General features: G+C 70.0%; 23 protein-coding genes and 1 pseudogene. 7 read left to right on the top strand and 17 right to left on the bottom strand.

The window, feature by feature from the left end; translation table 11 throughout:
- Positions 1–72 precede the first annotated feature (72 nt).
- The 4 genes from ligA to ABZ906_RS35280 are packed head-to-tail and all read right to left on the bottom strand — an operon-like array spanning position 73 to position 4568.
- Positions 73–2256 carry an NAD-dependent DNA ligase LigA gene (gene ligA / locus ABZ906_RS35295; RefSeq protein WP_361389870.1) on the bottom strand — a complete coding sequence of 728 codons (2184 nt, stop codon included), beginning with the start codon at positions 2254–2256 and terminating at the stop codon, positions 73–75.
- A gap of 30 nt (positions 2257–2286) precedes the next feature.
- Positions 2287–3282, bottom strand: a complete 996-nt coding sequence (locus ABZ906_RS35290) for a methionine synthase (protein ID WP_361389868.1) — start codon at positions 3280–3282, stop codon at positions 2287–2289.
- Between the two features lie 8 nt (positions 3283–3290).
- Positions 3291–3980, bottom strand: a complete 690-nt coding sequence (locus ABZ906_RS35285) for an SDR family oxidoreductase (RefSeq protein ID WP_361196610.1) — start codon at positions 3978–3980, stop codon at positions 3291–3293.
- Positions 3981–4022: 42 nt separating this feature from the next.
- Positions 4023–4568, bottom strand: a complete 546-nt coding sequence (locus ABZ906_RS35280; RefSeq protein ID WP_361196613.1) for a TIGR00730 family Rossman fold protein — start codon at positions 4566–4568, stop codon at positions 4023–4025.
- A gap of 63 nt (positions 4569–4631) precedes the next feature.
- On the opposite strand from ABZ906_RS35280, the gene ABZ906_RS35275 reads away from it, so the two are divergent.
- Positions 4632–4961: a DUF427 domain-containing protein gene (locus tag ABZ906_RS35275; RefSeq protein ID WP_361389866.1), complete on the top strand. Its 330-nt coding sequence runs from the start codon at positions 4632–4634 to the stop codon at positions 4959–4961.
- Between the two features lie 17 nt (positions 4962–4978).
- On the opposite strand, the gene mnmA is transcribed toward ABZ906_RS35275, so the two are convergent.
- Complete coding sequence (gene mnmA, locus ABZ906_RS35270; RefSeq protein WP_361196618.1) at positions 4979–6112, bottom strand: tRNA 2-thiouridine(34) synthase MnmA; 1134 nt, start codon at positions 6110–6112, stop codon at positions 4979–4981.
- 61 nt (positions 6113–6173) lie between these two features.
- Between mnmA and ABZ906_RS35265 the strand changes: the two genes are divergently transcribed.
- Positions 6174–6851: an N-acetylmuramoyl-L-alanine amidase gene (locus tag ABZ906_RS35265; protein ID WP_361389864.1), complete on the top strand. Its 678-nt coding sequence runs from the start codon at positions 6174–6176 to the stop codon at positions 6849–6851.
- A 7-nt stretch (positions 6852–6858) separates the two neighbouring features.
- Here the strand turns inward: ABZ906_RS35265 and ABZ906_RS35260 are convergent, their stop codons facing one another.
- The 4 genes from ABZ906_RS35260 to ABZ906_RS35245 all read right to left on the bottom strand — a co-directional run bounded on the left by ABZ906_RS35260 (position 6859) and on the right by ABZ906_RS35245 (position 10172).
- Positions 6859–8148 (bottom strand): cytochrome P450, encoded by a 1290-nt coding sequence (locus ABZ906_RS35260; RefSeq protein ID WP_361196624.1) that lies wholly within the window; start codon positions 8146–8148, stop codon positions 6859–6861.
- A gap of 252 nt (positions 8149–8400) precedes the next feature.
- On the bottom strand, positions 8401–9573 hold the full coding sequence (locus tag ABZ906_RS35255; protein WP_361196627.1) for a cysteine desulfurase family protein: 1173 nt from the start codon (positions 9571–9573) through the stop codon (positions 8401–8403).
- 46 nt (positions 9574–9619) lie between these two features.
- Positions 9620–9838 carry a DUF4190 domain-containing protein gene (locus tag ABZ906_RS35250; RefSeq protein ID WP_361196931.1) on the bottom strand — a complete coding sequence of 73 codons (219 nt, stop codon included), beginning with the start codon at positions 9836–9838 and terminating at the stop codon, positions 9620–9622.
- A gap of 178 nt (positions 9839–10016) precedes the next feature.
- Positions 10017–10172, bottom strand: coding sequence for a hypothetical protein (locus ABZ906_RS35245; RefSeq protein WP_361196630.1), 156 nt, complete (start codon positions 10170–10172; stop codon positions 10017–10019).
- A 116-nt stretch (positions 10173–10288) separates the two neighbouring features.
- Between ABZ906_RS35245 and ABZ906_RS35240 the strand changes: the two genes are divergently transcribed.
- Complete coding sequence (locus tag ABZ906_RS35240; protein WP_361196633.1) at positions 10289–10924, top strand: TetR family transcriptional regulator; 636 nt, start codon at positions 10289–10291, stop codon at positions 10922–10924.
- A 69-nt stretch (positions 10925–10993) separates the two neighbouring features.
- On the top strand, positions 10994–11836 hold the full coding sequence (locus ABZ906_RS35235) for an alpha/beta hydrolase (RefSeq protein WP_361389862.1): 843 nt from the start codon (positions 10994–10996) through the stop codon (positions 11834–11836).
- Here ABZ906_RS35235 and ABZ906_RS35230 read toward each other — a convergent pair.
- Positions 11796–12785: a YafY family protein gene (locus ABZ906_RS35230; protein ID WP_361389860.1), complete on the bottom strand. Its 990-nt coding sequence runs from the start codon at positions 12783–12785 to the stop codon at positions 11796–11798. The genes ABZ906_RS35235 and ABZ906_RS35230 overlap by 41 nt on opposite strands.
- Before the next feature lie 129 nt (positions 12786–12914).
- Here ABZ906_RS35230 and ABZ906_RS35225 point away from each other — a divergent pair, with 129 nt between their 5' ends.
- The 3 genes from ABZ906_RS35225 to ABZ906_RS35215 all read left to right on the top strand — a co-directional run bounded on the left by ABZ906_RS35225 (position 12915) and on the right by ABZ906_RS35215 (position 15546).
- Positions 12915–13820, top strand: a complete 906-nt coding sequence (locus ABZ906_RS35225; RefSeq protein WP_361196642.1) for a LysR substrate-binding domain-containing protein — start codon at positions 12915–12917, stop codon at positions 13818–13820.
- A gap of 101 nt (positions 13821–13921) precedes the next feature.
- Positions 13922–14491: a cysteine dioxygenase family protein gene (locus ABZ906_RS35220; protein ID WP_361389858.1), complete on the top strand. Its 570-nt coding sequence runs from the start codon at positions 13922–13924 to the stop codon at positions 14489–14491.
- On the top strand, positions 14491–15546 hold the full coding sequence (locus ABZ906_RS35215; RefSeq protein ID WP_361389856.1) for a putative sulfate exporter family transporter: 1056 nt from the start codon (positions 14491–14493) through the stop codon (positions 15544–15546). The genes ABZ906_RS35220 and ABZ906_RS35215 overlap by 1 nt, the downstream gene beginning before the upstream one ends.
- A 239-nt stretch (positions 15547–15785) precedes the next feature.
- Here the strand turns inward: ABZ906_RS35215 and ABZ906_RS35210 are convergent, their stop codons facing one another.
- The 7 genes and pseudogenes from ABZ906_RS35210 to ABZ906_RS35180 form a co-directional block, all read right to left on the bottom strand.
- On the bottom strand, positions 15786–16655 hold the full coding sequence (locus ABZ906_RS35210) for a thioesterase family protein (RefSeq protein ID WP_361389854.1): 870 nt from the start codon (positions 16653–16655) through the stop codon (positions 15786–15788).
- A gap of 75 nt (positions 16656–16730) precedes the next feature.
- A pseudogene (locus ABZ906_RS35205) lies at positions 16731–18527 on the bottom strand (coagulation factor 5/8 type domain-containing protein).
- Between the two features lie 189 nt (positions 18528–18716).
- Positions 18717–19394: a trimeric intracellular cation channel family protein gene (locus tag ABZ906_RS35200; RefSeq protein WP_361192879.1), complete on the bottom strand. Its 678-nt coding sequence runs from the start codon at positions 19392–19394 to the stop codon at positions 18717–18719.
- Positions 19395–19440: 46 nt separating this feature from the next.
- Entirely contained in the window at positions 19441–20832 is a 1392-nt protein-coding gene (locus tag ABZ906_RS35195) for a M1 family metallopeptidase (protein ID WP_361389852.1), read from the bottom strand.
- 108 nt (positions 20833–20940) lie between these two features.
- On the bottom strand, positions 20941–22197 hold the full coding sequence (locus ABZ906_RS35190) for a dipeptide ABC transporter ATP-binding protein (protein WP_361390119.1): 1257 nt from the start codon (positions 22195–22197) through the stop codon (positions 20941–20943).
- 35 nt (positions 22198–22232) lie between these two features.
- Complete coding sequence (locus ABZ906_RS35185; protein ID WP_361192873.1) at positions 22233–23330, bottom strand: ABC transporter ATP-binding protein; 1098 nt, start codon at positions 23328–23330, stop codon at positions 22233–22235.
- Positions 23327–24328 carry an ABC transporter permease gene (locus ABZ906_RS35180; protein ID WP_361192870.1) on the bottom strand — a complete coding sequence of 334 codons (1002 nt, stop codon included), beginning with the start codon at positions 24326–24328 and terminating at the stop codon, positions 23327–23329. The genes ABZ906_RS35185 and ABZ906_RS35180 overlap by 4 nt, the downstream gene beginning before the upstream one ends.
- Positions 24329–24463: the final 135 nt, after the last annotated feature.

Here is a 24463-nt window from a genome sequence, read left to right as displayed (position 1 = left end):
ACAACGGTTGCCCGAATGCGACCCGGCCACCCGTATGCATCTGGTATGCGCTGAACGGGTGGCCTTCAACCGCTACTCCTCGGTCGGAAGCGCAACTTCCGCGGCTGCTTCCGGCCCCTGTTCCAGCAGGACGGCGAAGCCTTCCTCGTTGAGAACCGGAACCTTCAGCTGCATGGCCTTGTCGAATTTAGATCCAGGATTGTCACCCACTACGACGAAAGCTGTCTTCTTCGAAACGGAACCGGTCACCTTGGCGCCCCGGCTCTGCAACGCATCTTTTGCGCCATCCCGCGTGTGCTTCTCGAGCGTTCCGGTCACGACGACGGTGAGGCCTTCGAGCGGCCGCGGCCCCTCGTCCTCTCCCCCGCCCTCTTCCTCCATACGGACACCGGCCGCGCGCCATTTGCGCAGGATCTCCCGGTGCCACTCCTCCTCGAACCACTGCTTGAGGGAGGCGGCGATGGTCGGCCCCACCCCCTCCACGGCGGCAAGCTCCTCCTCGGTGGCCTGTTCGATCCGCTCGATCGACCGGAATTCGCGGGCGAGCGCCTCCGCGGCGACCGGACCCACATGGCGGATGGACAGGCCCGTGATGATCCGCGCGAGGGGGCGCTCCTTGGCCGCGGCGATGTTCTCCAGCATGGACACGGCGTTCTTCTTCGCCTCGCCCTGCTGGTTGGCGAAGACCGTGGCGATCTTCTCCTCGCCCGACTTCGGGTCCCGCCTGGGCAGTCCGCTGTCCTGATCCAGTACGTACGCCTTGATCGGCAGGAGCCGGTCGATGGTGAGGTCGAAGATGTCGCCCTCGTCCAGGATCGGCGGCTCGGACGGCTCCAGGGGCTTGGTGAGCGCGGCGGCGGCCACATAGCCGAAGTTCTCGATGTCCAGGCTCTTGCGGCCCGCGAGATAGAACAGGCGCTCGCGCAACTGGGCGGGGCACGAGCGGGCGTTGGGGCAGCGGAGGTCGATGTCGGCCTCCTTCATCGGCCGCAGCGCCGTCCCGCACTCGGGGCACTCGGCGGGCATCACGAACTCGCGCTCGGTGCCGTCACGCAGGTCGACGACCGGGCCGAGGATCTCCGGGATGACGTCGCCCGCCTTGCGCAGGACGACCGTGTCCCCGATGAAGACGCCCTTCTTCTTCACCACGTCCTGGTTGTGCAGGGTCGCGAACTCGACCTCGGAACCCGCGACGGTCACAGGCTCCACCTGGGCATACGGCGTGACACGGCCGGTGCGGCCGACGCCCACGCGGATGTTCACCAGCTTGGTGTTGACCTCCTCGGGGGCGTACTTCCAGGCGATCGCCCAGCGGGGCGCGCGCGAGGTCGAGCCGAGGCGGCCCTGGAGCGGGATCTCGTCGAGCTTGACGACGACGCCGTCGATCTCGTGCTCCACGGAGTGGCGGTTCTCGCCGAAGTACGTGATGAAGTCGCGCACGCCGTCGAGGCCCTGGACCACCTTGTTGTGCTGGGCGGTCGGCAGGCCCCAGTCGCCCAGGAGGTCATAGGCGTGGCTGAGGCAGTCGATGTCGAAGCCCTCGCGGGCGCCGATGCCGTGCACCACCATGTGCAGCGGGCGCGTGGCGGTGACGCGCGGGTCCTTCTGGCGCAGCGAACCCGCCGCCGCGTTGCGCGGGTTGGCGAAGGGCTTGTCGCCGGCCTCCACCAGGCGGGCGTTCAGCTCCTCGAACTTCTCCATGGGGAAGAAGACCTCGCCGCGGATCTCGACGAGCGCGGGGATGTTGTCGCCCTTGAGGCGGTCCGGGATGTCCGCGATCGTGCGGACGTTCGGAGTGATGTCCTCGCCGGTGCGGCCGTCGCCGCGGGTGGCCGCGCGGGTGAGCTTGCCGTCCTCGTACGTGAGGTTCACGGCGAGGCCGTCGACCTTCAGTTCGCACAGGAAGTGATGGTCGGTGGTGCCGACCTCCTTGGCGACGCGGTCGGCCCAGGCGGCGAGCTCCTCGTCGTCGAAGGCGTTGTCCAGGGAGAGCATGCGCTCGCGGTGCTGGACCGAGGTGAACTCGGTTTCGTACGCCCCGGAGACCTTCTGGGTGGGCGAGTCGGGCGTGCGCAGCTCCGAATACCGCTCCTCCAGGGCCTCGAGCGAGCGAAGGAGCTTGTCGAACTCGGCGTCGCTGACGACCGGTTGGTCGTTCACGTAGTACCGGAAGCGGTGCTCCTCGATCTGTTCGGCCAGCTGGGCATGCTGATCCCGTGCCTCGGCGGGCACAGAGCCTTGCTGTTCGACAGCCACCGTTACATCCTCCCGTTACGTCATACCCAATTACTCAGGGTTGTCCGCGAGTGATCTCGCCGCCCGGGCGCAGTGGGCGAGCACCGCGCGGGCGTACGCCGGGGAGGACCCCGCGAGCCCGCACGACGGAGTGACCGTGACCGACTCCGCGAGAGAACCCGGATTCAGTCCCAGCCTGCGCCACAGCGACCTGACACCCATGACGCTACCGGCAGGGTCTGACAATGGGCCGTCCACGCCGGGCACGACACCGGCGAAGAGCTTGGTGCCGCCCTCGACGGCCTCACCGATCACCTCGTCGTCACGCTCGGTAAGCAGCGAGAAGTCGAACGAGATCGCGTCGGCGCCCGCACGGCGAAGCAGCGCGAACGGCACGTCCGGCGCGCAGGAGTGCACGACGGCCGGCCCTTCATGGACGCCAAGGACCTCCCGCAGGGTGCTCTCGACGAGCTGGCGGTCCACGGCGCGGTGGGTGCGGTACTCGCTCGCCGTCTTGATCTGTCCGCGCAGCACGGCGATGAGCGAGGGCTCGTCGAGTTGCAGCACGATCTGCGCGCCGGGGATCCTGCGGCGTACGTCCGCGAGGTGGGCGCGCAGGCCTTCGGCGAGCGATCCGGCCAGGTCACGGCAGGCGCCGGGGTCGGAGAGCGCGGCTTCGCCGTTCTTCAGCTCCAGGGCCGCGGCGAGCGTCCACGGCCCGACGGCCTGCACCTTGACCGGCCCTTCGTACCCCTGGGTGAACTCCTCCAGGGCGTCGAGGTCTTCGCCGAGCCATGCCTTCGCGCGGCGCGTGTCCCGTCCCGGCCGGTCGCCGATCCGCCAGCCGCTGGGCTCCACGCGCGCGTAGAGGTCGACCAGCATTCCGGCGGTCCGACCGATCATGTCGGCGCCGGGCCCCCGCGCGGGCAGCTCCGCCAGATACGGGAACTCTTCGAAGCTGCCCGTGACGGTTTTCGCGGCCTCACGGGCGTCGCCGCCCGGCATGGACCCGATGCCGGTGGCCGGGCCCCAACGGTGCGCGCTCACTGTCCCGCTCACTGTCCGGGCCGCACCGTCAGGTCGTTGACCTCCGCGTCGCGCGGCAGGTCGACGGCCATCAGGATCGTCGTGGCGACCGACTCAGGGTCGATGAAGCGGGAGGGGTCGTACTCCTTGCCCTCCTGCTGGTGCACTTTGGCCTGCATGGCGCTCGCCGTGCGCCCCGGGTAGACGGAGGTGACGCGGACGCCGTTCGCGTGTTCCTCGCCCCGCAGGGAGTCGGCGAGGGCCTTCAGGCCGTGCTTGGAGGCGGCGTAGGCGGACCACTCGGGGCTGGCGTTCAGGCCCGCGCCCGAGTTCACGAAGACCACGTGACCCTGCGCGACGCGGAGTTGGGGCAGGAAGTGCCTGGTCAGCTCGGCGGGGGCGATGAGGTTGACGTTGAGCTGGTGGCGCCAGGACTTGGTGGTGAGGTCACCGACCCGGCCCAGGTCGACGACGCCCGCGATGTGCAGCAGCGAGTCGACGCGCTCGGGCAGCGACTGGTGGCCGAACGCCCAGGAGAGCCTGTCCGGGTCGGAGAGGTCGCCGACGAGCGTGGACGCCCCCGGGAATTGCGCCGCCAGTTCCTTGGCCCGGCCCGCGTCCCGTGCGTGCAGGACGAGGTCGTCGCCGCGTGCGTGGAGACGGCGGGCGACGGCCGCGCCGATGCCGGAGCCCGCCCCGGTGATCACATGTGTTGCCATGCGTCCATCGTCGCACCCCGCCAGGTGCAGGTCAGCGCACGGTCACTGGGTGCCCATGGCCTCTTCCAGGTACGCGAGCGCACCGACCGGCTCCTCCGCGAAGAACACCAGGCCGGTCAGCGGCACCGGCAGGAAGCCCTCGTCCTCCATGCGCTGGAACTGCTCCTTCAACCCGTCGTAGAAGCCCGCCGAGTTGAGCAGGACGACCGGCTTGGTGTGCTTGCCGTGCTTCTTCAGTTCGAGGATCTCGGTGGCCTCATCGAGCGTGCCCGTGCCGCCGACCATGATCACGATCGCGTCGGACTTCTCCAGGAGCAGCGCCTTGCGCTCGGCGAGGTCGCGCGCGATCACCATCTCGTCGGGCGCGGTGACGGCCCGCGCCTTGGCGGCGAGGAAGTCCACCGAGACGCCGACGAGTCCCCCGCCCGCCTCGTGCACCCCATCGGCGACGACCTTCATCAGACCGCTCTCGGAACCGCCCCACACCAGGGTGTGGCCGCCCTTGCCGAGCAGCTCGGCGAATTCGCGGGCGGGGCGGGTGTAGCGCTCGGGGAGGTCGGCCGCGGAGAGGAAGACACAGATGTTCATGGCCTCACCGTACGATCCGGCACAGACTGGGTGGAACGCAGCCGCTCACAGAAGGAGAACACGGTGACCGCAGGGCACAAGATCACCATCGAGCAGGGCACCGACCTCGTACGGGTGGTGCACGGCGGCCAGGTCGTGGCCGAAAGCCGCCGCCCCCTGCTGCTGCGCGAGACGGGCTGTCCGGTGCGGTACTACCTCCCGCCGGAGGATGTACGCACCGACGCCCTGACCCCGTCGGACACGACCACGTACTGCCCGTTCAAGGGAACGGCGTCGTACTGGTCGCTGCCCGACGTCAAGGACGCGGTGTGGGCGTACCCCGAGCCGAAGGACTCGGTGGCGCAGATCAAGGACCACTTCTGCTTCTACGAGGTGGAAGTCGAAGCGGCCTGAGGCCGGCCCCGAAGGGGCTAGGCCGCCGCCGTCGCCCGCTCCGTGGTCGCGATCGTCGCCGACCCCACCACGCGCGTGCCGTCGTACAGCACGATGGCCTGGCCGGGGGCCACGCCGCGTACGGGCTCGTCGAAGGAGACCCGCAGCTCCCCCTCGACCAGTTCCGCGGAGACGGACGTCTCGCCGCCGTGCGCACGCAGCTGCGCGGTGTACGTGCCGGGCCCGGAGGGGGCCGCGCCGCACCAGCGGGGCTTGATCGCCGTCAGGCCCGAGACGTCCAGGTCGGCGGCGGGGCCGACCGTCACGGTGTTGTTCACCGGGGAGATGTCCAGGACGTAGCGCGGCTTGCCGTCGGGGGCCGGGGTGCCGATCCGCAGGCCCTTGCGCTGGCCGATGGTGTAGCCGAAGGCCCCCTCGTGGGTGCCCAGCTTGTTGCCCTCGGCGTCGACGATGTCGCCCTCCGCCTTGCCGAGGCGGTCTGCGAGGAAGCCCTGGGTGTCGCCGTCGGCGATGAAGCAGATGTCGTGGCTGTCGGGCTTCTTGGCGACGGCGAGGCCGCGCTCCTCGGCCTCCGCGCGGATCTCCTCCTTGGTGGTGAGCGTGTCACCGAGGGGGAACATCGCGTGGGCGAGCTGGCGGTCGTCCAGGACCCCGAGGACGTACGACTGGTCCTTGGCCATGTCCGACGCGCGGTGCAGCTCGCGCGTGCCGTCGTCGTTCACCACGACCGTGGCGTAGTGCCCCGTGACGACCGCGTCGAAGCCGAGCGCGAGTGCCTTGTCCAGGAGCGCGGCGAACTTGATCTTCTCGTTGCAGCGGAGGCACGGGTTGGGGGTGCGCCCCGCCTCGTACTCCGCGATGAAGTCCTCGACCACGTCCTCGCGGAACCGCTCGGCCAGATCCCAGACGTAGAACGGGATGCCGATGACGTCCGCGGCGCGACGGGCGTCGCGGGAGTCCTCGATGGTGCAACAGCCTCGCGCGCCCGTGCGGAACGATTGCGGATTCGCCGAAAGTGCCAGGTGCACTCCGGTCACGTCGTGCCCGGCTTCGGCGGCACGCGCGGCGGCGACGGCGGAGTCCACGCCGCCGGACATGGCGGCGAGTACGCGCAGGGGGCGGGGGTGCTGCGGGGTCCTGTTCTCAGTCATAGCTCTAACAGGGTACGGGCCCGCGGGAACCAGGCGCCCGTGAGTAAGCGTTGACGATCACATGGGGGATGAACAGGACTCGACGGCGGAGCAGAAGCCCGAGCGCCGGCGCATCGACCGGCGGACGCTTCTGATCGGCGGCGCGGTGGCGGCCGCGGGCACGGCCGTGCTCGCGTCGGACGAGCTGGGCCGCCTGTGGTGGCGGCTGCCCGGCGTGGTCAAGAAGCGCAAGGAGGGCGAGGTCGACGCCAAGGGCGCCCAGTGGATCGCCGCGTCGGACTACAACTGGCGCCGGGCGGACCGCCCCGACGACTACGGAATAGACATGGTCGTCATCCACGTGGTGCAGGGCGGGTACGACACGGCGCTGAAGGTGTTCAAGGACCCGGCGCACGGCGCGGCGGCCCATTACGTGGTGCGCAAGGACGGGCATGTGGCGCAGATGATCCGCGAGCTGGACGTGGCGTTCCACGCGGGGAACAAGAGCTACAACGAGAGAAGCATCGGCATCGAGCACGAGGGCTTCGTGGACAAGAAGTCCTCGTTCACCGACGAGATGTACGAGTCGTCGGCGCGCCTCACCGCGGGGATCTGCAAGCGGTACGACATCCCGGTGGACCGGAAGCACATCATCGGGCACGTGGAGGTGCCGGGCACGGACCACACGGACCCGGGTCCGCACTGGGACTGGGACCGGTACATGAAGCTCGTGAAGAAGGCCCGCACCGCCCTCGCGTGACCTTCCGCTACCGCAGGTGCACCGGCAGCGACTCCACGCCGTAGACGATGGACAGCTTGCGGAAGGAGAGGTCCTCGGGTGCGACCGCGAGCCGCATGTCCGGGAAGCGCTTCACGAGAGCGGGGTAGGCGGCGCGCAGCTCCATGCGGGCCAGTTCGGCGCCGATGCAGCGGTGGATGCCCCAGCCGAAGGCGAGGTGCCCCGAGGCCTTGCGGTGCGGGTCGAAGCCGCCGCCGTCGGGGGTGTACTTGGCGTCGCGGTTGCCGCCGCTCAGGGAGCACAGGACCAGGTCGCCCTTGGGTATGCGCACCCCGGCTATCTCGATGTCCTCGCGGGCGAACCGCGGGAAGGCCACCTGCACGACGGTGAGGTAGCGCAGCGCCTCCTCGACGAAGGGGGCGGCGGCCGCGTCGTCCTCGCGCAGCCGCGCGGCGGTGTCGGGGTCCTGGAGGAGCAGGAGGGAGCCGAGGGCCACCATGCTCGCGGTGGTCTCGAAGCCGCCGGTGAGGATGCCGTCGGCGAGACCGGCGAGCTCCTCGTCGCCGACGGTGTCGCCGTGCTCCTTCACGATCATGCCGAGCAGTCCGTCGCCCGGGTTCTCGCGCTGCTTCTTGACGACGTCACGGAAGTAGGAGAGCGAGGCGGATATCGCCCCGAAGGGAGCGGTCGCCCCGGCGAAGAGGTCGAAACGCTCCATGGCCAGCTGCTGGAAGTCGTGCCGGTCCTCGTACGGCACGCCGAGCAGCTCGCAGATCGTCAGCGAGGGGATCGGGAGCGCGAAGGCCTGGACGAGGTCGACGGGCCCTTCGGCGGCCTCCATCGCGTCGAGCCGCTCCTCGACGATCGCGTCGATGCGGGGCGTGAGGCGGCGCAGCCTGCGCATCGTGAACTCGGGGGTGAGGATGCGGCGCAGATGCGTGTGGACCGGGGGGTCGCTGAAGCCGAGGCCGCCGGGGTTGTGGTCCTCGACGACGCCCGCGTTGCCCGCGAGGTTCGTGAAGTCGTTGCTGAAGCCGTCGGTCGCCCCGAGGACGGCCTTCACCTCGTCGTATCCGGTGACCACCCAGGCGTCCATGCCGAACGGCAGCGGCACCCTGGATATCGGCTGCTCCGCCTGGTGCTCGGTGAGCCGGGCCACCGGGTCGAGCCCGTCGCGGCGCATCGGCGCGAGCAGGGGCTCGGGCAGCCGCGATATCGCGGACGCGCTGATCCCGTTCTTCTGGATCCTGGCGAGGTAGATGCGCCCGAGCCGCGCGGCGATGCGAGAGCGGAGGTTCGCCTTCAATGTGAACTCCATGAGGGGGTTGTCGTGCGGCCCCGAACGCGCGGAGCGGACTCGCGAGCGGCAAGCATAGATCGGCGGACTGTGGGCCTCGTATCCCGCTCCGGCGCCTGTCCGCCCGATAGCGGCCGAAACCGGCATCAACTCCGGGCGGGGTCGGCGGAGTCCGGCGTTAGGTGCATCACGTACCGACGCAAACCGGCATCAACTAGGTGCAGGAACCAGCTAAATGGCACGGCTGGAGCCGGCGCGCTCGACCGGAGCGGCTCAGCTGAGACCCGCCGTCCGCGCCCTCTCCACCGCCGGGCCGATCACGCGGGCCAAGGCCTCCACGTCCGCCTTCGTCGAGGTGTGGCCGAGGGAGAAGCGCAGGGTGCCGCGGGCCAGGTCGGGGTCGGTGCCGGTGGCGAGCAGGACATGGCTTGGCTGGGCCACGCCCGCCGTGCACGCCGATCCGGTGGAGCACTCGATGCCCTGCGCGTCGAGCAGCAGCAGGAGGGAGTCCCCCTCGCAGCCGGGGAAGGTGAAGTGCGCGTTCGCGGGCAGCCGGTCGTCCGGGTCGCCGCCCAGGATCGCGTCGGGGACCGCCGCGCGGACGACGGAGACGAGGTCGTCCCGCAGCGCGCCGATCTCGCGGGCGAACCACTCGCGGTGCTCGGCGGCGTGCTGTCCCGCCACGGCGAACGCGGCGATGGCGGGCACGTCGAGCGTCCCGGAGCGCACATGACGCTCCTGCCCGCCGCCGTGCAGGACGGGCACGGGGCTGTACTCGCGGCCCAGGAGAAGCGCCCCGATGCCGTACGGACCGCCGATCTTGTGCCCGGAGACGGTCATCGCGGCGAGCCCGGACGCGCCGAAGTCGACGGGCACCTGGCCGAAGGCCTGCACCGCGTCGGCGTGCAGCGGGATGTCGAACTCTCGTGCCACGTCGGCCAGTTCGCGGATCGGCTGGATGGTGCCGATTTCGTTGTTGGCCCACATGACGGTGGCGAGGGCGACGTCGTCGGGGTCGCGCTCGATCGCCTCGCGCAGGGCGTCGGGGTGCACGCGGCCGTACGCGTCGACGGGGAGGTATTCGACGGTGGCGCCTTCGTGCTCGCCGAGCCAGTGCACGGCGTCGAGGACGGCGTGGTGCTCGACGGGGCTCGCGAGGACCCGGGTGCGCGCGGGGGCGCCGCCCCCGGGGGCACGCCGTGCCCAGTACAGGCCCTTCACGGCGAGGTTGTCGGCCTCCGTGCCGCCCGCGGTGAAGACGGTCTCGCTGGGGCGGGCGCCGAGCGACTCGGCGAGCGCCTCGCGGGCCTCCTCGACGGTGCGTCGCGCCCGGCGCCCGGCGGCGTGCAATGAGGATGCGTTGCCGGTGACGGCGAGCTGGGCGGTCATCGCCGCGATCGCCTCCGGGAGCATCGGAGTCGTCGCTGCGTGGTCGAGGTAGGCCATGGTGCGCACGATTCTACGAGCCGTGCGGGGCCCCGCGTTCCCGCGGTCAGCCCGCGAGACCCCACGAGACGGTGTTGTCCATGGACATCAGCACGGCGAGGACGACGAGATCGGCCACACCGAGCCCGAGACCGAGGGCCGCGCGGCCCTTGCGGCTGGTCCCGCGCAGGAGCGCGATGCTCGCGAGGACGATCGCGACGGGGCCGAGGAAGAGGTTCAGGACGAGCAGCCCGAGCAGGCCGAGGACGAACGAGGCGACGGCCATGCCGTCGGTGTCACGCCGGCCGGTGGGGACGGGGGCGGTGGCCTTGGTTCCGGCGGCGGTCTCGGTCCGGGGGGCGGTGGCCTCGGTCTCGGGGGCGGTGGCCTTGGCCTCCGGGGCGATGGTGGCGGTCTCCATGGTGCGACTCCTTCCAGGTGTCAGATGCCGTACGGGTCAGTGCTCAGGAGTGCCGGCGCGTGTGCCGCTCGCGGACCGTGAACACCACGAGCCAGACGCCGATGACGGCGGCGGCGACGAGGCTGACGGGGAGCGGCGCGTGGGCGACGGAGCCCAGGGCGACACCGAGCAGCAGGAGCGCGGCGACGAGGAACAGCATGGGATGCCTCTCGTTGACGATTTCGGTGAACGCTTGTGGTAACAACTGTTCACTGAGTTAGAGAGTACCGCGTCTCCGGCTTCCCAATCTCGGAGAACAGTTGTTAACTGCATGGCATGAGTCACACTCTCGGCATCCGGCAGGCCCAGAAGCAGAAAACCCGGCAGGCACTCCTCGACGCGGCGCTCCAGCTGCTTGAGGAGCAGAGCCTGAGCAGCCTGGGCCTGCGCGAGGTCACCCGTGCCGTGGGCGTGGCCCCCACCGCCTTCTACCGTCACTTCCGGGATATGGCCGACCTCGGCGTGGCACTGGTGGAGGAGGCGCTCGACAGCCTGCACACGACGCTCGTCGCCCTCCTCGCGGCGACCGGTGAGGGCGGCGACGACGGCGAGGAACGCATCGCGGCCACGGTCGAGTTGATCGTCGCCTATGTGCGCACCCACCCCGCGCACGTCCGTTTCATCGCCCGCGAGCAGCACGGCGGGGTGCAGGCCGTGCGGTCCGCGATAGGCGATCAGCTCACCCTGTTCGCGCAGGAGGTGAAGGACCAGTTCGCCCGCGAGCCGGAATCCGCGGGCTGGGAGGAGGACGATCTCCTGATGCTGGCCAGGATGTACGTCGACCACATGGTGATGACCGCCTCGTCACTCCTAGAGGCCGCGCCCGACGCCGAGCAGCGCGTCGCGGCCGGCGCGCGACGGCAACTGCGCCTGCTGTCGCTCGGCCGCCACCACTGGCTCGACGAGCGGTGACCGGAAAGCGGCGAGAGCCGACGGCCGGAGGTCTCGACTCTCCCGTAAGGAGCAATTAGCCTTACGGTCATGACGATCGATCGTGACTGGACGCTCGACCAGATCTACGCGGGACCGACCGGCGATGTCCGCTGGGCCGCCCTCGGCCCCGAGGACGGCCCGCCCGTCGTCCTGGTCCACGGCACGCCCTTCTCCTCGTACGTCTGGCGGGGTGTGGCCCGCGCGCTCTCCCGTGACCACCGCGTGTACGTGTGGGACCTGCCCGGCTACGGAGCGTCGGAGATGCGCTCCGGGCAGGACGTGACCCTGGCCGCGCAGGCCCGCGTCCTGACCGACCTCCTCGCGCACTGGGGGCTCGACGAACCTGCCGTCATCGCCCATGACTTCGGCGGCTGCGTCGCCCTGCGCGCCCACCTCCTGCACGGCGCCCGCTACGAACGCCTCGCCGTGGTCGACCCGGTGGCCCTCGCCCCCTGGGGCTCCCCCGCCTACCGCCTGCTCGGCGAGAACGCCGACGTCTTCAGCCGGCTGCCGCCCGCCCTGCACGAGGCGCTGGTGCGCGAGTACGTCTCTTCGGCGAGCCACCGCGGACTGCACCCCGCGGTGCTCGACCGTCTGGTCGAACCCTGGTGCACACCGGAGGGCAGGCCCGCCTTCTACCGGCAGATCGAGCAGAACGACCAGCGGTTCACGGACGAGGTCCAGGGCCGGTACGGGGAGCTGGCGCTGCCCGTCCTGATCTGCTGGGGCACGGAGGACACCTGGATCCCGGTGGAGCGCGGCCATGAGCTGGCCAAGCTGATCCCCGGCGCCGAGCTCCGCCTGATCGAGGGCGCGGGCCATCTCGTACAGGAGGACGCGCCCGCCGAGCTCACCGGCGGGCTGCTCCGCTTCCTGCGTACAGGCCGGTGACCGCGGCCGCGGCGGCCGCGAGCTCGGCGCGCGCCTCGGGCGGCGAGAGCACTTCCACACTGGCGGCGAACGGGAGCAGCGTGCGGGTGTCGCCGACGACGCCGAAGCCGAGGCGGACGGTGATCCACTCGCTCTCCCCGTCGTCCTCGGGGCGCTCGCTGAGGAATTGCCCCTTCAGGCGCAGGAACTGGGGGAAGCGGTCGCGTGCGACGCGCGCCGTGACGTCGACGGCGACCGGCCGGTCCTCGACCTGCCGTTTCAGCACTGCCCAGACGTCGGCGAGCTCGACACCGGCCCTGCGCTGCACGGGCAGGTCCGTGAGAGTCGCCGCCCGCACCCGGTCGGCGCGGAAGAGCCGCGGGGCGCCGCGCCGGTCGGCGACCAGATACCAGACGCCCGCCTTCGAGACGAGGCCGTAGGGGTCCACGGTGTAAGTGCGCGGCCGGTCGTCGCCGCTGTGCAGATAGCGCAGGCGCAGCCGCCGGTCGGAGAAGACGGCGTCCTGCAGTACGTCGAGGTCGCCGGTGGCCGGATCCGAGCCGCGGGGGCCCGGCATCCAGCGCGCCGAGTCGACGAGGATGCGCCGGCTGGTCAACTCGGCTGCGGGGCGGTGCGGTTCGGGCAGCGCCGCCATGACCTTGCGCAGCGCGGAGCCGATCGCCTCGTCGAGGCCGAGCGCGGCGTGCGCGCCCTGCGCGGCCAGGATGAACAGCGCCCGCGACTCGTCCGCCGTGAGCCCCGTGACGTCCGTACGGAAACCGGGCAGGAGCGCGATGCCGCCGTGCCGCCCGCGCTCGGCGTACACCGGGACGCCGGAGGCGGAGAGCGCCTCGATGTCGCGGTAGATGGTGCGCACGGAGACTTCGAGACGGTCGGCCAGTTCATGGGCGGGGACCTGCCCGCGGGTCTGGAGCAGCAGCAGGATCGAGAGCAGCCGGTCGGATTTCACGCGGTCAAGAATGACCGAAAGGGCCGACATCGGCGGTCAGCAACGGCAGAAAAGACTGACACCGGCTGTCAGGTATGGCCGGAGAGGGGGCCTTGTCGGTCTGTCCCAAGAGCTGCTTATGATTCAGACGTGTTCGATTCCCGGCACATCAGGTCATTCCACGAAGTGGTCCGCACCGGCTCGTACTCCGCCGCCGCCCGCTCGCTCGGCTATACGCAGCCGGCGATCACCCAGCAGATGAAGGCGCTCGAACGCTCCGTCGGCACGGTCCTCTTCACCCGCGTCGGCCGCACGATGCGCCTCACCGAGGCGGGCGAGGCGCTGTCCCGGCACGCCGGGATCATCCTCGGCAACATCAGCGCCGCCGAACAGCAGATGAACGCCATCACGGGCCTGCGCACCGGACGCGTGCGCATCTGCGCCTTCCCCAGCGCCAACGCCACCCTCATCCCCGAAACCCTCGCCCGGCTCGCCGCGAGCCACCCCGGCGTACGCGTCGAACTCCAGGAGAACGAACCGCCCGAGTCGCTCAGGCGCCTGGTGGACGGCGACTGCGACATCACGCTGGCCTTCCACTACCCCGGCCTGCACGAGGACGTACCGGACGACGTGGTCGAAATCCCGCTGATGGAAGACCAGCTGACGGTCCTGATGCCCTCCCGCCACCCACTGGCCAGGCGCCGCTCCGTCAAGCTCGTCGACCTCGCGGGCGAACGCTGGATCGCGGGCTGTCTGCGCTGCCGGGCCAACTTCCTGCACGAATGCGCCGAACAGGGCTTCGCGCCGGACATCGCCTTCACCACGGACGACAACCTCGTCATCCAGAGTCTGGTCGCCGAGGGCCTCGGCATCGCGATGATGCCGGGCCTCGTCCTCAACTTCCTGCGCCACCGACGGGTGACCGGACGGGCCCTCGACCCGGCGTCACGCAGGCAGGTCTCGGCCTACGCGCTCAGGGAGCATCTGCGGATTCCCGCGACGGCGCTGGTGCTCGACGAGCTCAAAGCGGTCGCGGCCAACAAGGTGGGCTGCTGAGGCACACGCCTCGCCCAACCCTCCGATCCATAAGCAGAAGTTGGCGTACGGCTTAGAAACTGTCGTTGGACGTGATGGAAGGGCGGCAGGACGCTGCCTGTATGAGCGCATCCATCACCGCATTCCGCGCAGTGCGCACCACCGAACGCCTGGACGCCCTCGTCGCCGGCATTCGCGAGGCCGTCGGCCGCGGCCTGCCGCCGGATCTGACGGCGTACCTGGTCGGCGAGCGGCTCGCGCCGCATCTGGGCGCCGCCGATCTGCTCACCGAAGAGCAGCGCGAGGGCGATCCCGAGCGCTACCGGCAGCATCTGCTGCACGCCGAGCACGACGGCAGCTTCTCGGTGGTCGGCCTCGTCTGGCTGCCGGGCCAGCACACTCCGGTCCACGACCACGTCTCCTGGTGCGTCACCGGTGTTCACGAGGGCGCGGAGCAGGAGCGGCGCTACCGGCTCGTTCCGGCGGCGTCCGGCACTCCGGCGCATCTCGTCGCCACCGAGGACCTGGTCAACGAACAGGGCTCGGTGTGCGGTTTCGCCCCGCCGGGCGACATCCACCGCGTCTGGAACGCGTGTACGCGGCGGGCGATATCGCTCCACGTGTACGGCGCCGACATCTCCCGCCTGGGCACCAGCGTGCGCCGGGTGTACGAGCTGCCGGCCGACCGCTGATGGCGCTGCTCGGTCAACGCCACCAGGCTCCCCGCGTCTTGCCGACGGCGCCCGCTGCCGGCCGCGGCCCGCTGCCGGGGCTCGGCCTCGCTGCCCTGGGGGTCGCGGCGGCCTGGGCGGCACATGCCGCGTTCCCCGCGGTGCCGATGCTGACGGCCGCGGTGGTGCTCGGGCTCGCGGCGGCGCACGTCCCAGGCGCCCGCGCCTTCGTACGAGGCCGGGGCAGGCCGGGGCTCTCTCTCGCCGGAAAGCGGCTGATGCGGCTCGGCATCGTCCTGCTCGGCCTGAAGCTGAGCCTGGACGACGTCCTGGGTCTGGGCTGGGCGACGGTGGTGATGGTGCTCGGGGTGGTCTCCCTGACCTTCTTCGGCACGTGGTGGCTCGGCCGCCGGATGGGTCTGCCCGGCGATCAGCCGCTCCTGATCGCCACCGGCTATTCGATCTGCGGGGCGTCGGCGATCGGCGCGGTCGGTGAGGTGACCGAGAGCGAGGAGCGGGACGCGGCGGTCTCGGTGGCGCTCGTGACGCTCTGCGGGACGCTCGCCATCGCCGTGCTTCCGCTGCTCCAGGGGCCCTTGGGGCTTACCGACGCCGAGTTCGGGCGGTGGGCCGGGGCGAGCGTCCACGACGTGGGGCAGGTCGTGGCCACGGCGCAGACCGCTGGGGCGGGGGCGTTGGGGGACGCGGTCCTCGTGAAGCTGATGCGGGTGGCGATGTTGGCTCCGCTGGTGGCGGGGGTTGGTCTTGCCCTGCGGGCGCGGGCCGTTGGGAGTGGGACGGCGGGGGGTCGGCGGCGGCCGCCGGTGGTTCCGCTCTTCGTCGCGGGGTTCTTGGTGATGGTGGTGGTGCGGAGTACCGGGTGGGTGCCGGGCGCTGCGCTTGGCCTGGCGGGGCATGTGCAGGAACTGCTGCTCGCGGCGGCTTTGTTCGGGCTTGGCTCGGCCGTGGATCTGCCCTCGCTCGCCCGGACCGGGGGGCGGGTGGCGGTGCTGGGGCTTTGTGCGTGGGTTGTGGTGGCGGGGGTTTCTTACGTGGGGGTGTTGGTGGTGGGGTAGGGACCTTTCCCCAACCCCGCCCCTTCCCGAAAACTCGCTCGGCGCGAGGGCCTTGTACGTGCCGCAATCACCGGCTCCGCCGAGTTCGTCCTCAAACGCCGGCCGGGCTGGAGATTTCCCCGAGCCGGGGAAATCTCCAGCCCGGCCGGCGTTTGAGGCCAGTCTTTCCGGGGGTCTGGGGGCGGAGCCCCCAGTTTCGGGAAGGGGCGGGATTGGGGAGAGCCCCGCAGGGACCGCCCTCAGCTCAACCGCACCCGCGCCAGCTGGCGCGACTGGGCGACCAGGCGGTCCTCGCTGTCCCAGACCTCCGCGTCCTCCTCCAGGAAGCCCCCCGCGAGGTTCCGCGTGGTGATGGACACCCGCAGGGGACCCGGCGCCGGACGGGCGCGGACGTGGACCGTCAGTTCCACCGTCGGCACCCACCCCGAAAGCCCCAGCTCGAACGCCGTCGGCGGCAACGCGTCCACCGCGAGCAACAGCGAGAGCGGATCCGCGTCCCGGCCGTCGGCGAGGCCGAACCAGGCCCGCATCTCGCCCTTCCCGGAGGGCTGGCCGAGGGCCCACCCCAGGGTGGAGGGGTCCAGCTTCAGGAAGAGCCGGTCACTGATGGCGGAACTGCCGGGCACGGGCCGGTGATCCGGCGCGTCCTGCGGACCGAAGCACTGCTCCATCGGCGGCAGCCCGGGCGGCTTCGCCGTCGTGCGGACGTCGTCGGGCAGCGCGGCCAGGTCTCCGTACGAGGCGAGTACGCGGATGCGCTCGACCTCGCGCCCCTCCTCGTCGTACTGGAAGAGCGAGGCCTGCCCGGTGGACAGGGTCCGCCCGGCCCGCGCCGTGTCCGTGCGGATCACGGCGGGGCCGGGGTGGGACGCCGTCAGGTAGTGCGCGGAGACCGTGAAGGGGTCCGCGTGCGGCAGGGCGTCGGCCAGCGCGCGGCCGAGGACCGCGAGGAGATAGCCGCCGTTGACCGCGTTGATGATCGTCCACCCGGCGGAGAGGTCGATGTCATAGACACCGGGCTCCCGCCGGGTGACCGCGGTGTCGCGGTCGAACTCGCTGTCGCCGATGCTCGCGGGCACCGCTGCCGGTATGGATGCTGCCTCTGCCATACCGGTAACGTACAACATGACATTACTGAGCGGTAGCTTTTCTGTCGGGCAAGCCCCGGGGAGCGGGGCGGCCCGCTAGGGGTAGCTCACCAGGTTCGCCACATTGTTCTGCGCGTCCGAAGGCCCGCCCGTCCCGTTGATCACGTGATCGATCGTGCCCGTGCCGCCGAGCGACACGGTCACCATGTCGTGGAACCTCACCCCGTCCCGCTGCGGCACCTCGAAGGCGTGCTCTGCCGCGACGGACTTGTTGACGTTGAAGAAGCAGTACGAGCCGAGGCCTCACGCTTCGTGCTTGCTGACCGAATCCGCCACCTTGTACGCGGCGTAGCCCTTCGTGCCGCCGTTCATCCAGGCAGCCTGCTCCGGCGGGTCGTAGGGCATCTCGTTCTGGTAGAAGTACGTCCGGCCGCCCTCGCCGTTCCAGATCGTCTGGTGCTTCTGGTAGTGCTCGACGAACAGGCCGTACATCGTCACGTCGTCGCCGTTCACGACCAGGCCCGTATCGGCCGTGTTCGTGTCCCAGCCGACGCCGTCTCCGTGGTCGGCCCGCCAGATCCAGGTGTGGTCGCCGATGACGTCCGAGCTGTTGACGACAAGGCTCTTTGTCGCCTTGCCCACGGCCGCTCCCCCGACGCGGAAGTACACGTCGTGCAGCGAGGTCGGGTTCGCCGCGTGGTCCGCGTCCGCGCCCTCGCCGCCGACCTCCATCAGCGTGTCCGAGTTCTCCGTTCCCGCGTCGAAGAGGACGCCCGCCACCTTCACGCCGTCCACGTCGGCGACGGTCATCGCCGTCACCCCGCCGTCCGGGATGAACGTGGCGAGCCCCAGGCCGAGTACGACGGTGTCCGGCCGTGTCACCTTCAGGGTCTGGTCGAGGTGGTAGACCCCCGGCGTCACCAGGAGGTTCTTGCCGTCCGCGAGCGCCGCGTTGATGTCGGACGCGCTCGCTCCCGGCTTCACGACGTAGAAGTCGTCGATCGGCAGCGACTCCCCGGCCGGTGCGCCGCCGGACCAGCTGGTGCCGCTGCTGTCCTTGCGCACGCCGGGCACGAACACCTTGTAGGCGTCGCCCTCGTCGACGTACAGGAAGGGCTTCTCGCGCGAGACGGGGGTCTGGTCGACCCTGGTGTAGGGCGGGCTGGGGAAGTTGCCCTCGGGTGCGTTCTTCGCGCCGACGAAGACCATGTTCCAATTGGAGCCCTGCCAGCCGCCCCAGTCGGTGTTGCGGGAGAGCCACTGCTGCTGCGAGCCGGAGTTGACCTTGCCGTCGACCTTGGTGTCGGCCAGGAGTCCGCCGCTCGACCAGCCGCCGTCGTCGAGCTGCAGATCGCCCTTGAGGTGCATGCGCCGGTAGGGCGCGGCCTGCGAGACGGCCCAGCGGTCGCCGCCGGCCTTCGGGGTCACGGCGAGGTTCTCGGCGCCGCGCCAGAAGTTCTGAGTGGCGTTGCCGTCGAACCAGTCGGCCTCGGCGTGCACCGCGCCGTTGATGTCGGTGTCGTCCGGGGAGAGACCGAGCCCGGCTATCTGCGTGTAGAAGCCGATGTTCGCGTCGACGTCGTCGTACGTGCCCGGCTTGAAGAGCAGCGCGCGCCGCTCACCGCCGAACTGGTTGGTCTCCTGCTGCTCGAAGACCTCGTCCAGGCGGCCCTGGATGGTCTCGCGCGACATGGACGGGTCGAAGACGTCGACGTTCGGGCCGAGGTCGGGGGCGTCGGCGGCGACGGTCGCCGTGGTGCGCTTGGCGCGGTCCTGCCCGGCGTCGGCGCTCTGGACGGTGCCGAGCGCGAGGGCGCCCGCGGCCAGTGCGGCGGCGACGGGGAGTACGGCTGTCCGTCGGGTTCTCTTCCGCATGTTCTTGCGCATGCTCATGGGGCCTTCCAGGCGTGGGGGGGTGTGGGGGAAGGAAGGTTGGTCCAGGCTTAATTCAGTGCTTGAGTTAACTCGTGAGGAAGTTACGCGTCAAGGGGTCGGGAGGGGCTGGTGGTGTTCAACTCCTGAACGCAAGCGGCCAGTTGATGACACTCCCCTGGCGTCCCCAGGCATCGCCAGGCGCGTCCCCTACGACACGTCCTCCGACGCCTCGACCTCCACCGCGGTGGACCGCCGGTGCCAGGCCCTTGGCGCGCGCCAGTGGTAGCGCAGCGCGAGCAGCCGCAGGACGAAGGCCGTGATCACGGCGAGTCCGCTGGTGAAGGCGTTGAGCATGTCGTAGTTGATGAAGACCGCGACCATCGCGGAGCCCACGATCGCGGGCACGGCGTACAGGTCGCGGTCCCAGCGCACCAGCGAGGGCACCTCGTTGGCGATCATGTCGCGCAGCACGCCGCCGCCCACCGCGGTGGCAAGACCCAGGGCCGCCGACGCGGTGAGGCCGAGGCCGTAGTCGTACGCCTTGGTGGTGCCGGTGACGCAGAAGAGGCCCAGGCCCGCCGCGTCGAAGACGTTCACCGCGAGCTGGGTGCGCTCCACCTCGGGGTGCAGGAAGAAGACCAGGAGCGCGGCGAACAGCGGCGTGATGAAGTAGCCGAGGTCGACGAACGCGGCGGGCGGCACCGCCCCGATGACCACGTCACGGATGAGCCCTCCGCCCAGCGCGGTGACCTCGGCGAGCACGGCGATGCCGAAGACGTCGAAGTTCTTGCGCACGGCGAGCAGCGCGCCGGAGATCGCGAAGACGAAGATTCCGACGATGTCGAGCGCGTGCTGGACGGAGGGACTGAACAGATCCTGGATCACGCGACATTCTTACCTGCCCGCCGGTGCGCACCCGTCGAGGCCCGGGCTACAGCGCGGGCTTGCCCTTCGTGAACAGCCACGTCTCGAACAGATCGTCGAGCTGCTTGCCCGAGATCTTCTCGGCGAGCCGGATGAAGTCGTCGGTGTTCACGTCCCCGTACCGGTTCTGCTGGGCCCAGGCGGGGAGCAGCTTGAAGAACGCCTTGTCGCCGATGCGCTCGCGCAGGACCTGGAGCGTCATCGCGCCGCGCTGGTAGACGGCGGAGGCGAACATGGTGTCGCGCTGCGGATCGCCGACGACCGTCTGCCAGAAGGCCGAGTCGGCGGGGCGGGAGTTGTAGCCGGCGAGGAAGGCGTCATGGGCGCTCTGGGTGCCCTTGTGCTCGCTCCACAGCCACTGGGAGTAGGTCGCGAAGCCCTCGTTGAGCCAGATGTGCTTCCACTTCTCGACCGAGACCGAGTCGCCGAACCACTGGTGGGCGAGCTCGTGGGCGATGGTCGACTCGCTGCGGATCGCGGAGTACACCGGCTTGGTCTGGGTCTCCAGGGAGAAGCCCGCCTGCGGCATGTCGTCGACGATCGCGCCGGTCTCCTCGAAGGGGTAGGGGCCGAAGACCTTCGACCAGTAGTCGGTGACCTCGGCCGTGACGCCGTACACGTCGACGTTGTTGCTGTTCTCCAGGACGGGGTCGATGGCGACGTAGATCGGTGTGCCGCCCGGGGTCCTGCCCTTCTTCACGTCGAACTTGCCGATGGTGGCGGTCGCGAGATAGGTCGCCATGGGCTTGGTCTCGCGCCAGTGGGCGACGGTCTGCCCGCCCTTGGTGTACGTGTCGACGAGGCGGCCGTTGGAGACCCCGGTCAGGCCCTTGGGCGCCTTGATGCGGATGTCGAAGGCGGCCTTGTCGGAGGGGTGGTCGCTGGAGGGGAACCAGGTGGAGGCGGCATTGGGCTCGCAGGCGACGAAGACGCCGTCGGTGGTCTTCATCCAGCCGTAGTCGGAGCCGAAGACAATGGGGCCGCTCAGCGGCTCGGGCACGCCGCCGTACGTGACGGTCACGGTGAACGTCTTGTGCTTGCGCAGGCTTTTCGGCGGGCTGATGCGTATCTCGTCGCCGCTGCGGGTGAACTTCGCGCGTCTGTCGTTCACCTCGATCCTCGTCACCTGGAGCTTCTGGAGGTCGAGGTTGAAGGAGGAGAGGTTCTGGGTGGCGCGCGCGGTGATCGTGGTGCGGCCGTCGAGGCGGTCGGTGTCGGGGTTGTACGCGACGTCGAGGCTGTAGTGGCGTACGTCGAATCCGCCGTTGCCGAGCTGCGGAAAGTACGGGTCGCCCACGCCGTCGGAGCCCGGATGGGGGCCGGGGGCGGCGGCGATCAAGCAGAAGGAGGCGGCGGCGGTGGCCAGTGCCCCCAGACGTGCCGAACGGGAGAGTGCCATGAGTCATCCCTTCGCGCGTGTTCCGGTGAAACGGACACGCAGACTCTGCACTCTCCCGTATGGGCGTGTACATGACTTGGTGCCTGATTTTTACCAAGTCATCAGGTGCTACTTGTCGGTTGACGTCTGACCCTCGGACTCCGCTTCCGGAGCGTCCTTGGAGGCGGTCTTGGACGCTGTCTTGGAGGCATCCTTCGCGACGGCCGCAGGGGCGTCGTCGGGCGCTTCCTTCGCGACGGTCTTCTTCGGGGTCGCGGCCTCCTCGGCCGTCTCCTCCGCCTTGCTCACCACCGAGACCACGTCGATCGCCTCCTTGGCGACCTGGAGCAGCTTGGTGTCGCCCGGCTGCTGGTCCTCGGCGTTCTCCGGGTGGTGGCACGCGACCTGGTGGCCGGACGCGAGGGCGATCAGCGGCGGCTCGGTCTTCGCGCACATCTCCGTCGCCTTCCAGCAGCGCGTGTGGAAACGGCAGCCGGTGGGCGGGTCGATGGGCGAGGGGACGTCACCGCGCAGCAGGATGCGCTCGCTCTTGACGCCGCGCCGCTTGGGGTCCGGCACCGGCACGGCGGAGAGCAGCGCCTTGGTGTACGGGTGCATCGGCGTGGAGTAGAGGTCGTTGCGGTCCGCCAGCTCCACGATCTTGCCGAGGTACATCACCGCGATGCGGTCCGAGACGTGCCGGATGACCGAGAGGTCGTGCGCGATGATCACGTACGTGAGACCGAGCTCGTCCTGGAGGTCGTCCAGGAGGTTGACCACCTGGGCCTGGATGGAGACGTCCAGGGCGGAGACCGGCTCGTCGGCCACGACGAGCTTGGGCCGCAGGGCGAGCGCGCGGGCGATGCCGATGCGCTGGCGCTGACCGCCGGAGAACTCGTGCGGGTAGCGGTTGTAGTGCTCGGGGCTGAGCCCCACGCGCTCCAGCATCTCCTGCACCGTCTTGCGCAGACCGCCCTCGGGCTTGACGCCCTGGAGCTTGAACGGCGCACCGACGATCGTGCCGATGGTGTGCCGCGGGTTCAGCGACGAGTACGGGTCCTGGAAGATCATCTGCACGTCGCGGCGCAGCGGCCGCATCTTGCCGGTGTTCAGGTGCGTGATGTCCGTGCCCTCGAACTCCACGCGGCCCGCGGTCGGTTCGAGCAGCCGGGTGATCAGGCGGCCCATCGTCGACTTGCCGCAGCCCGACTCGCCCACGACGCCGAGGGTCTCACCGGGTCGTACGTCGAAGCTGAGCCCGTCGACGGCCTGCACGGCCGCCACCTGGCGCTGCAGCAGCCCCTTCTTGATGGGGAAGTGCTTCACCAGGCCGTCGACCTTGAGCAGCGGCTCGGCCGAGCTCTCCTTCTGCGCCGGGATCGTCATCTCCTGGCCCTTCGCCTGGTCTTTCGTTTCGTCTTTCACAGCGTCGGCGCAATCTCTTCGGTCCAGATCCGGGTGCGCTCTTCCTGCGACATGTGGCAGGCGGTGAAGTGACCCGGGGCGACCTGGCGCAGTTCGGGCCGCTCACGGCGGGTGATCTGGTCCTTGGGGACGTCGGCGTACGGGCAGCGCGGGTTGAAGGCGCAGCCCTGCGGCAGGTTGATCAGGCTGGGCGGGGAGCCCTTGACCGGCACGAGGCGGTCGGTCTGCTCGCGGTCGATGCGCGGCATCGAGCCCAGGAGGCCCCAGGTGTAGGGGTGCTCGGGCTCGTAGAAGACCTTCTCGGCGGTGCCGCGCTCGACGCAGCGCCCGCCGTACATCACGAGCAGTTCGTCGGCCATCTCGGCGACGACACCGAGGTCGTGCGTGATCATGATGACCGCGGAGCCGAACTCCTTCTGCAGATCCCGGATGAGGTCGAGGATCTGCGCCTGGACGGTGACGTCGAGGGCGGTCGTCGGCTCGTCCGCGATGAGCAGTTCGGGGTTGTTCACCAGGGCCATGGCGATCATCGCGCGCTGGCGCATGCCGCCCGAGAACTCGTGCGGGTAGCTGTCGACCCGCTTGTCCGGCTGGGGAATGCCCACCCGGTCGAGCATCTCGATGGCGCGCTTGCGGGCGACCTTCTTGTCCACCTTGTGGTGGACGCGGTACGCCTCGGTGATCTGCTGGCCGATGGAGTAGTACGGGTGCAGCGCGGACAGCGGGTCCTGGAAGATCATCGCCATTTCGCGGCCGCGCAGCTTGCGCACCTCGTCGGCGGGGGCCGTGAGCAGCTCGGTGCCGTTCAGCCAGATCTCGCCGGACAGCTGGGCCTTGCGGCGGCCGTACTGGCCCGCGGTGTGCAGGCCCAGGATGCCCAGCGAGGTGACCGACTTGCCGGAGCCGGACTCGCCCACGATGCCGAGGGTCTTGCCCTTCTCCAGCTGGAAGCTGAGCCCGTCGACGGACTTGACCAGGCCGTCGTCGGTCGGGAAGTGCACCTTGAGGTCGCGGACCTCGAGGAAGGCGGTGGGAGGGACCGACTCGGCGACGGGTTCTCCGACCGCCGCTCCGGTCTTGTGCAGTTCGGTCATCCCAGCCTCACTCGCGGGTCGATGACGGCGTACAGAAGGTCGACGACGAGGTTGGCGAGGGCGATCGCGAGCGATGCGCACAAGGTGACGCCGAGGATCACCGGCAGGTCCTTGGTGCTGATGGCCTTGACCGCCTCGAGGCCGAGCCCCGGCAGGTTGAACGTGGACTCGGTGAGCACGGCGCCGCCCATGAGGACACCGAGGTCGAGTCCGAAGACGGTGAGGATCGGCGTCATGGCGGAGCGCAGCGCGTGCCGCCTGATGACGACGGCCTCGCCGAGGCCCTTGGCGCGCGCGGTGCGGATGTAGTCCTCACCGAGCACTTCGAGCATGGTGGCCCGGGTGAGCCGTGCGTACATGGCGGCGTTGAGGAACGCGAGGACGATCCAGGGAAGGATCAGCGTCTCGAACCAGACGTTGATCGGGTCGTCCGTGGTGAGGGTGTCCTCGATCTGCACCCAGCCGAGGGTGTGGACGAAGAGACCCATCGCGATCATGCCGGTGAAGAAGACCGGGAGCGAGACGCCGGCGAGGGCGGTGATCATCGCGGTGCGGTCCCAGATGGTGCCCCGCTTGAGCGCGGAGAGCACACCGGTGGCGACACCGGCGACGAGCCACAGCACACAGGCACCGGCGGCGAGCGCCGCGGTGACGGGCAGGGCGTCCTTGAGGGTTTCCCAGACGGGCGCCTCGGTACGGAAGGAGTACCCGAAGCAGGGGGCCGGGCAGTGGGTCACGTCGGCCCCGTTGGCGTAGTCACGCCCCATCGGGATGCCCTTGATGAAGTCCCAGAACTGGACGAGCAGAGGGTCGTCGAGTCCCAGTTTGATCCGGATGCCCGCGAGCTGCTCGGCTCCGGACGACTTACCGGCGAAGAGGACGGCGATGTCCTGTCCCGCCCACTTGGGCAGCATGAAGAAGACGGTGAAGGTCGCGAGCAGTACGACCAGCACCATGACGACAACGGCGATCAGGCGCCGGATGAGATAAGCAAGCACTGTGCGCGGCCCGGCGGTGGCCGGAGCCCCCTTGTGAGGGGTTCCGGCCCCGGCACCCGCAGTCCATCTGATGGACCGTCAGAACGCAGGCTAGCTCCGCGCCTCTGGACCGACAAGGCGGCGGGCCTTACGCTC

It is taken from the genome of Streptomyces sp. NPDC046925, assembly GCF_040644915.1.
Lineage (GTDB): Bacteria > Actinomycetota > Actinomycetes > Streptomycetales > Streptomycetaceae > Streptomyces.
Note: the sequence above shows the minus strand (reverse complement) of the source record. Positions and strands in the feature narration are given on the sequence as shown.

Coding starts and splice junctions, on each gene's coding strand:
- ABZ906_RS35215 (WP_361389856.1), top strand. CDS start 14,491: ATGGCGCTGCTCGGTCAACGCCACCAGGCTCCCCGCGTCTTGCCGACG.
- ABZ906_RS35220 (WP_361389858.1), top strand. CDS start 13,922: ATGAGCGCATCCATCACCGCATTCCGCGCAGTGCGCACCACCGAACGC.
- mnmA (WP_361196618.1), bottom strand. CDS start 6,112: ATGACTGAGAACAGGACCCCGCAGCACCCCCGCCCCCTGCGCGTACTC.
- ABZ906_RS35285 (WP_361196610.1), bottom strand. CDS start 3,980: ATGGCAACACATGTGATCACCGGGGCGGGCTCCGGCATCGGCGCGGCC.
- ABZ906_RS35250 (WP_361196931.1), bottom strand. CDS start 9,838: ATGGCCGTCGCCTCGTTCGTCCTCGGCCTGCTCGGGCTGCTCGTCCTG.
- ABZ906_RS35195 (WP_361389852.1), bottom strand. CDS start 20,832: ATGGCACTCTCCCGTTCGGCACGTCTGGGGGCACTGGCCACCGCCGCC.
- ABZ906_RS35185 (WP_361192873.1), bottom strand. CDS start 23,330: ATGACCGAACTGCACAAGACCGGAGCGGCGGTCGGAGAACCCGTCGCC.
- ABZ906_RS35245 (WP_361196630.1), bottom strand. CDS start 10,172: ATGCTGTTCCTCGTCGCCGCGCTCCTGCTGCTCGGTGTCGCCCTGGGC.
- ABZ906_RS35190 (WP_361390119.1), bottom strand. CDS start 22,197: ATGACGATCCCGGCGCAGAAGGAGAGCTCGGCCGAGCCGCTGCTCAAG.
- ABZ906_RS35265 (WP_361389864.1), top strand. CDS start 6,174: ATGGGGGATGAACAGGACTCGACGGCGGAGCAGAAGCCCGAGCGCCGG.
- ABZ906_RS35235 (WP_361389862.1), top strand. CDS start 10,994: ATGACGATCGATCGTGACTGGACGCTCGACCAGATCTACGCGGGACCG.
- ABZ906_RS35255 (WP_361196627.1), bottom strand. CDS start 9,573: ATGGCCTACCTCGACCACGCAGCGACGACTCCGATGCTCCCGGAGGCG.
- ABZ906_RS35260 (WP_361196624.1), bottom strand. CDS start 8,148: ATGGAGTTCACATTGAAGGCGAACCTCCGCTCTCGCATCGCCGCGCGG.
- ABZ906_RS35280 (WP_361196613.1), bottom strand. CDS start 4,568: ATGAACATCTGTGTCTTCCTCTCCGCGGCCGACCTCCCCGAGCGCTAC.
- ABZ906_RS35240 (WP_361196633.1), top strand. CDS start 10,289: ATGAGTCACACTCTCGGCATCCGGCAGGCCCAGAAGCAGAAAACCCGG.
- ABZ906_RS35210 (WP_361389854.1), bottom strand. CDS start 16,655: ATGGCAGAGGCAGCATCCATACCGGCAGCGGTGCCCGCGAGCATCGGC.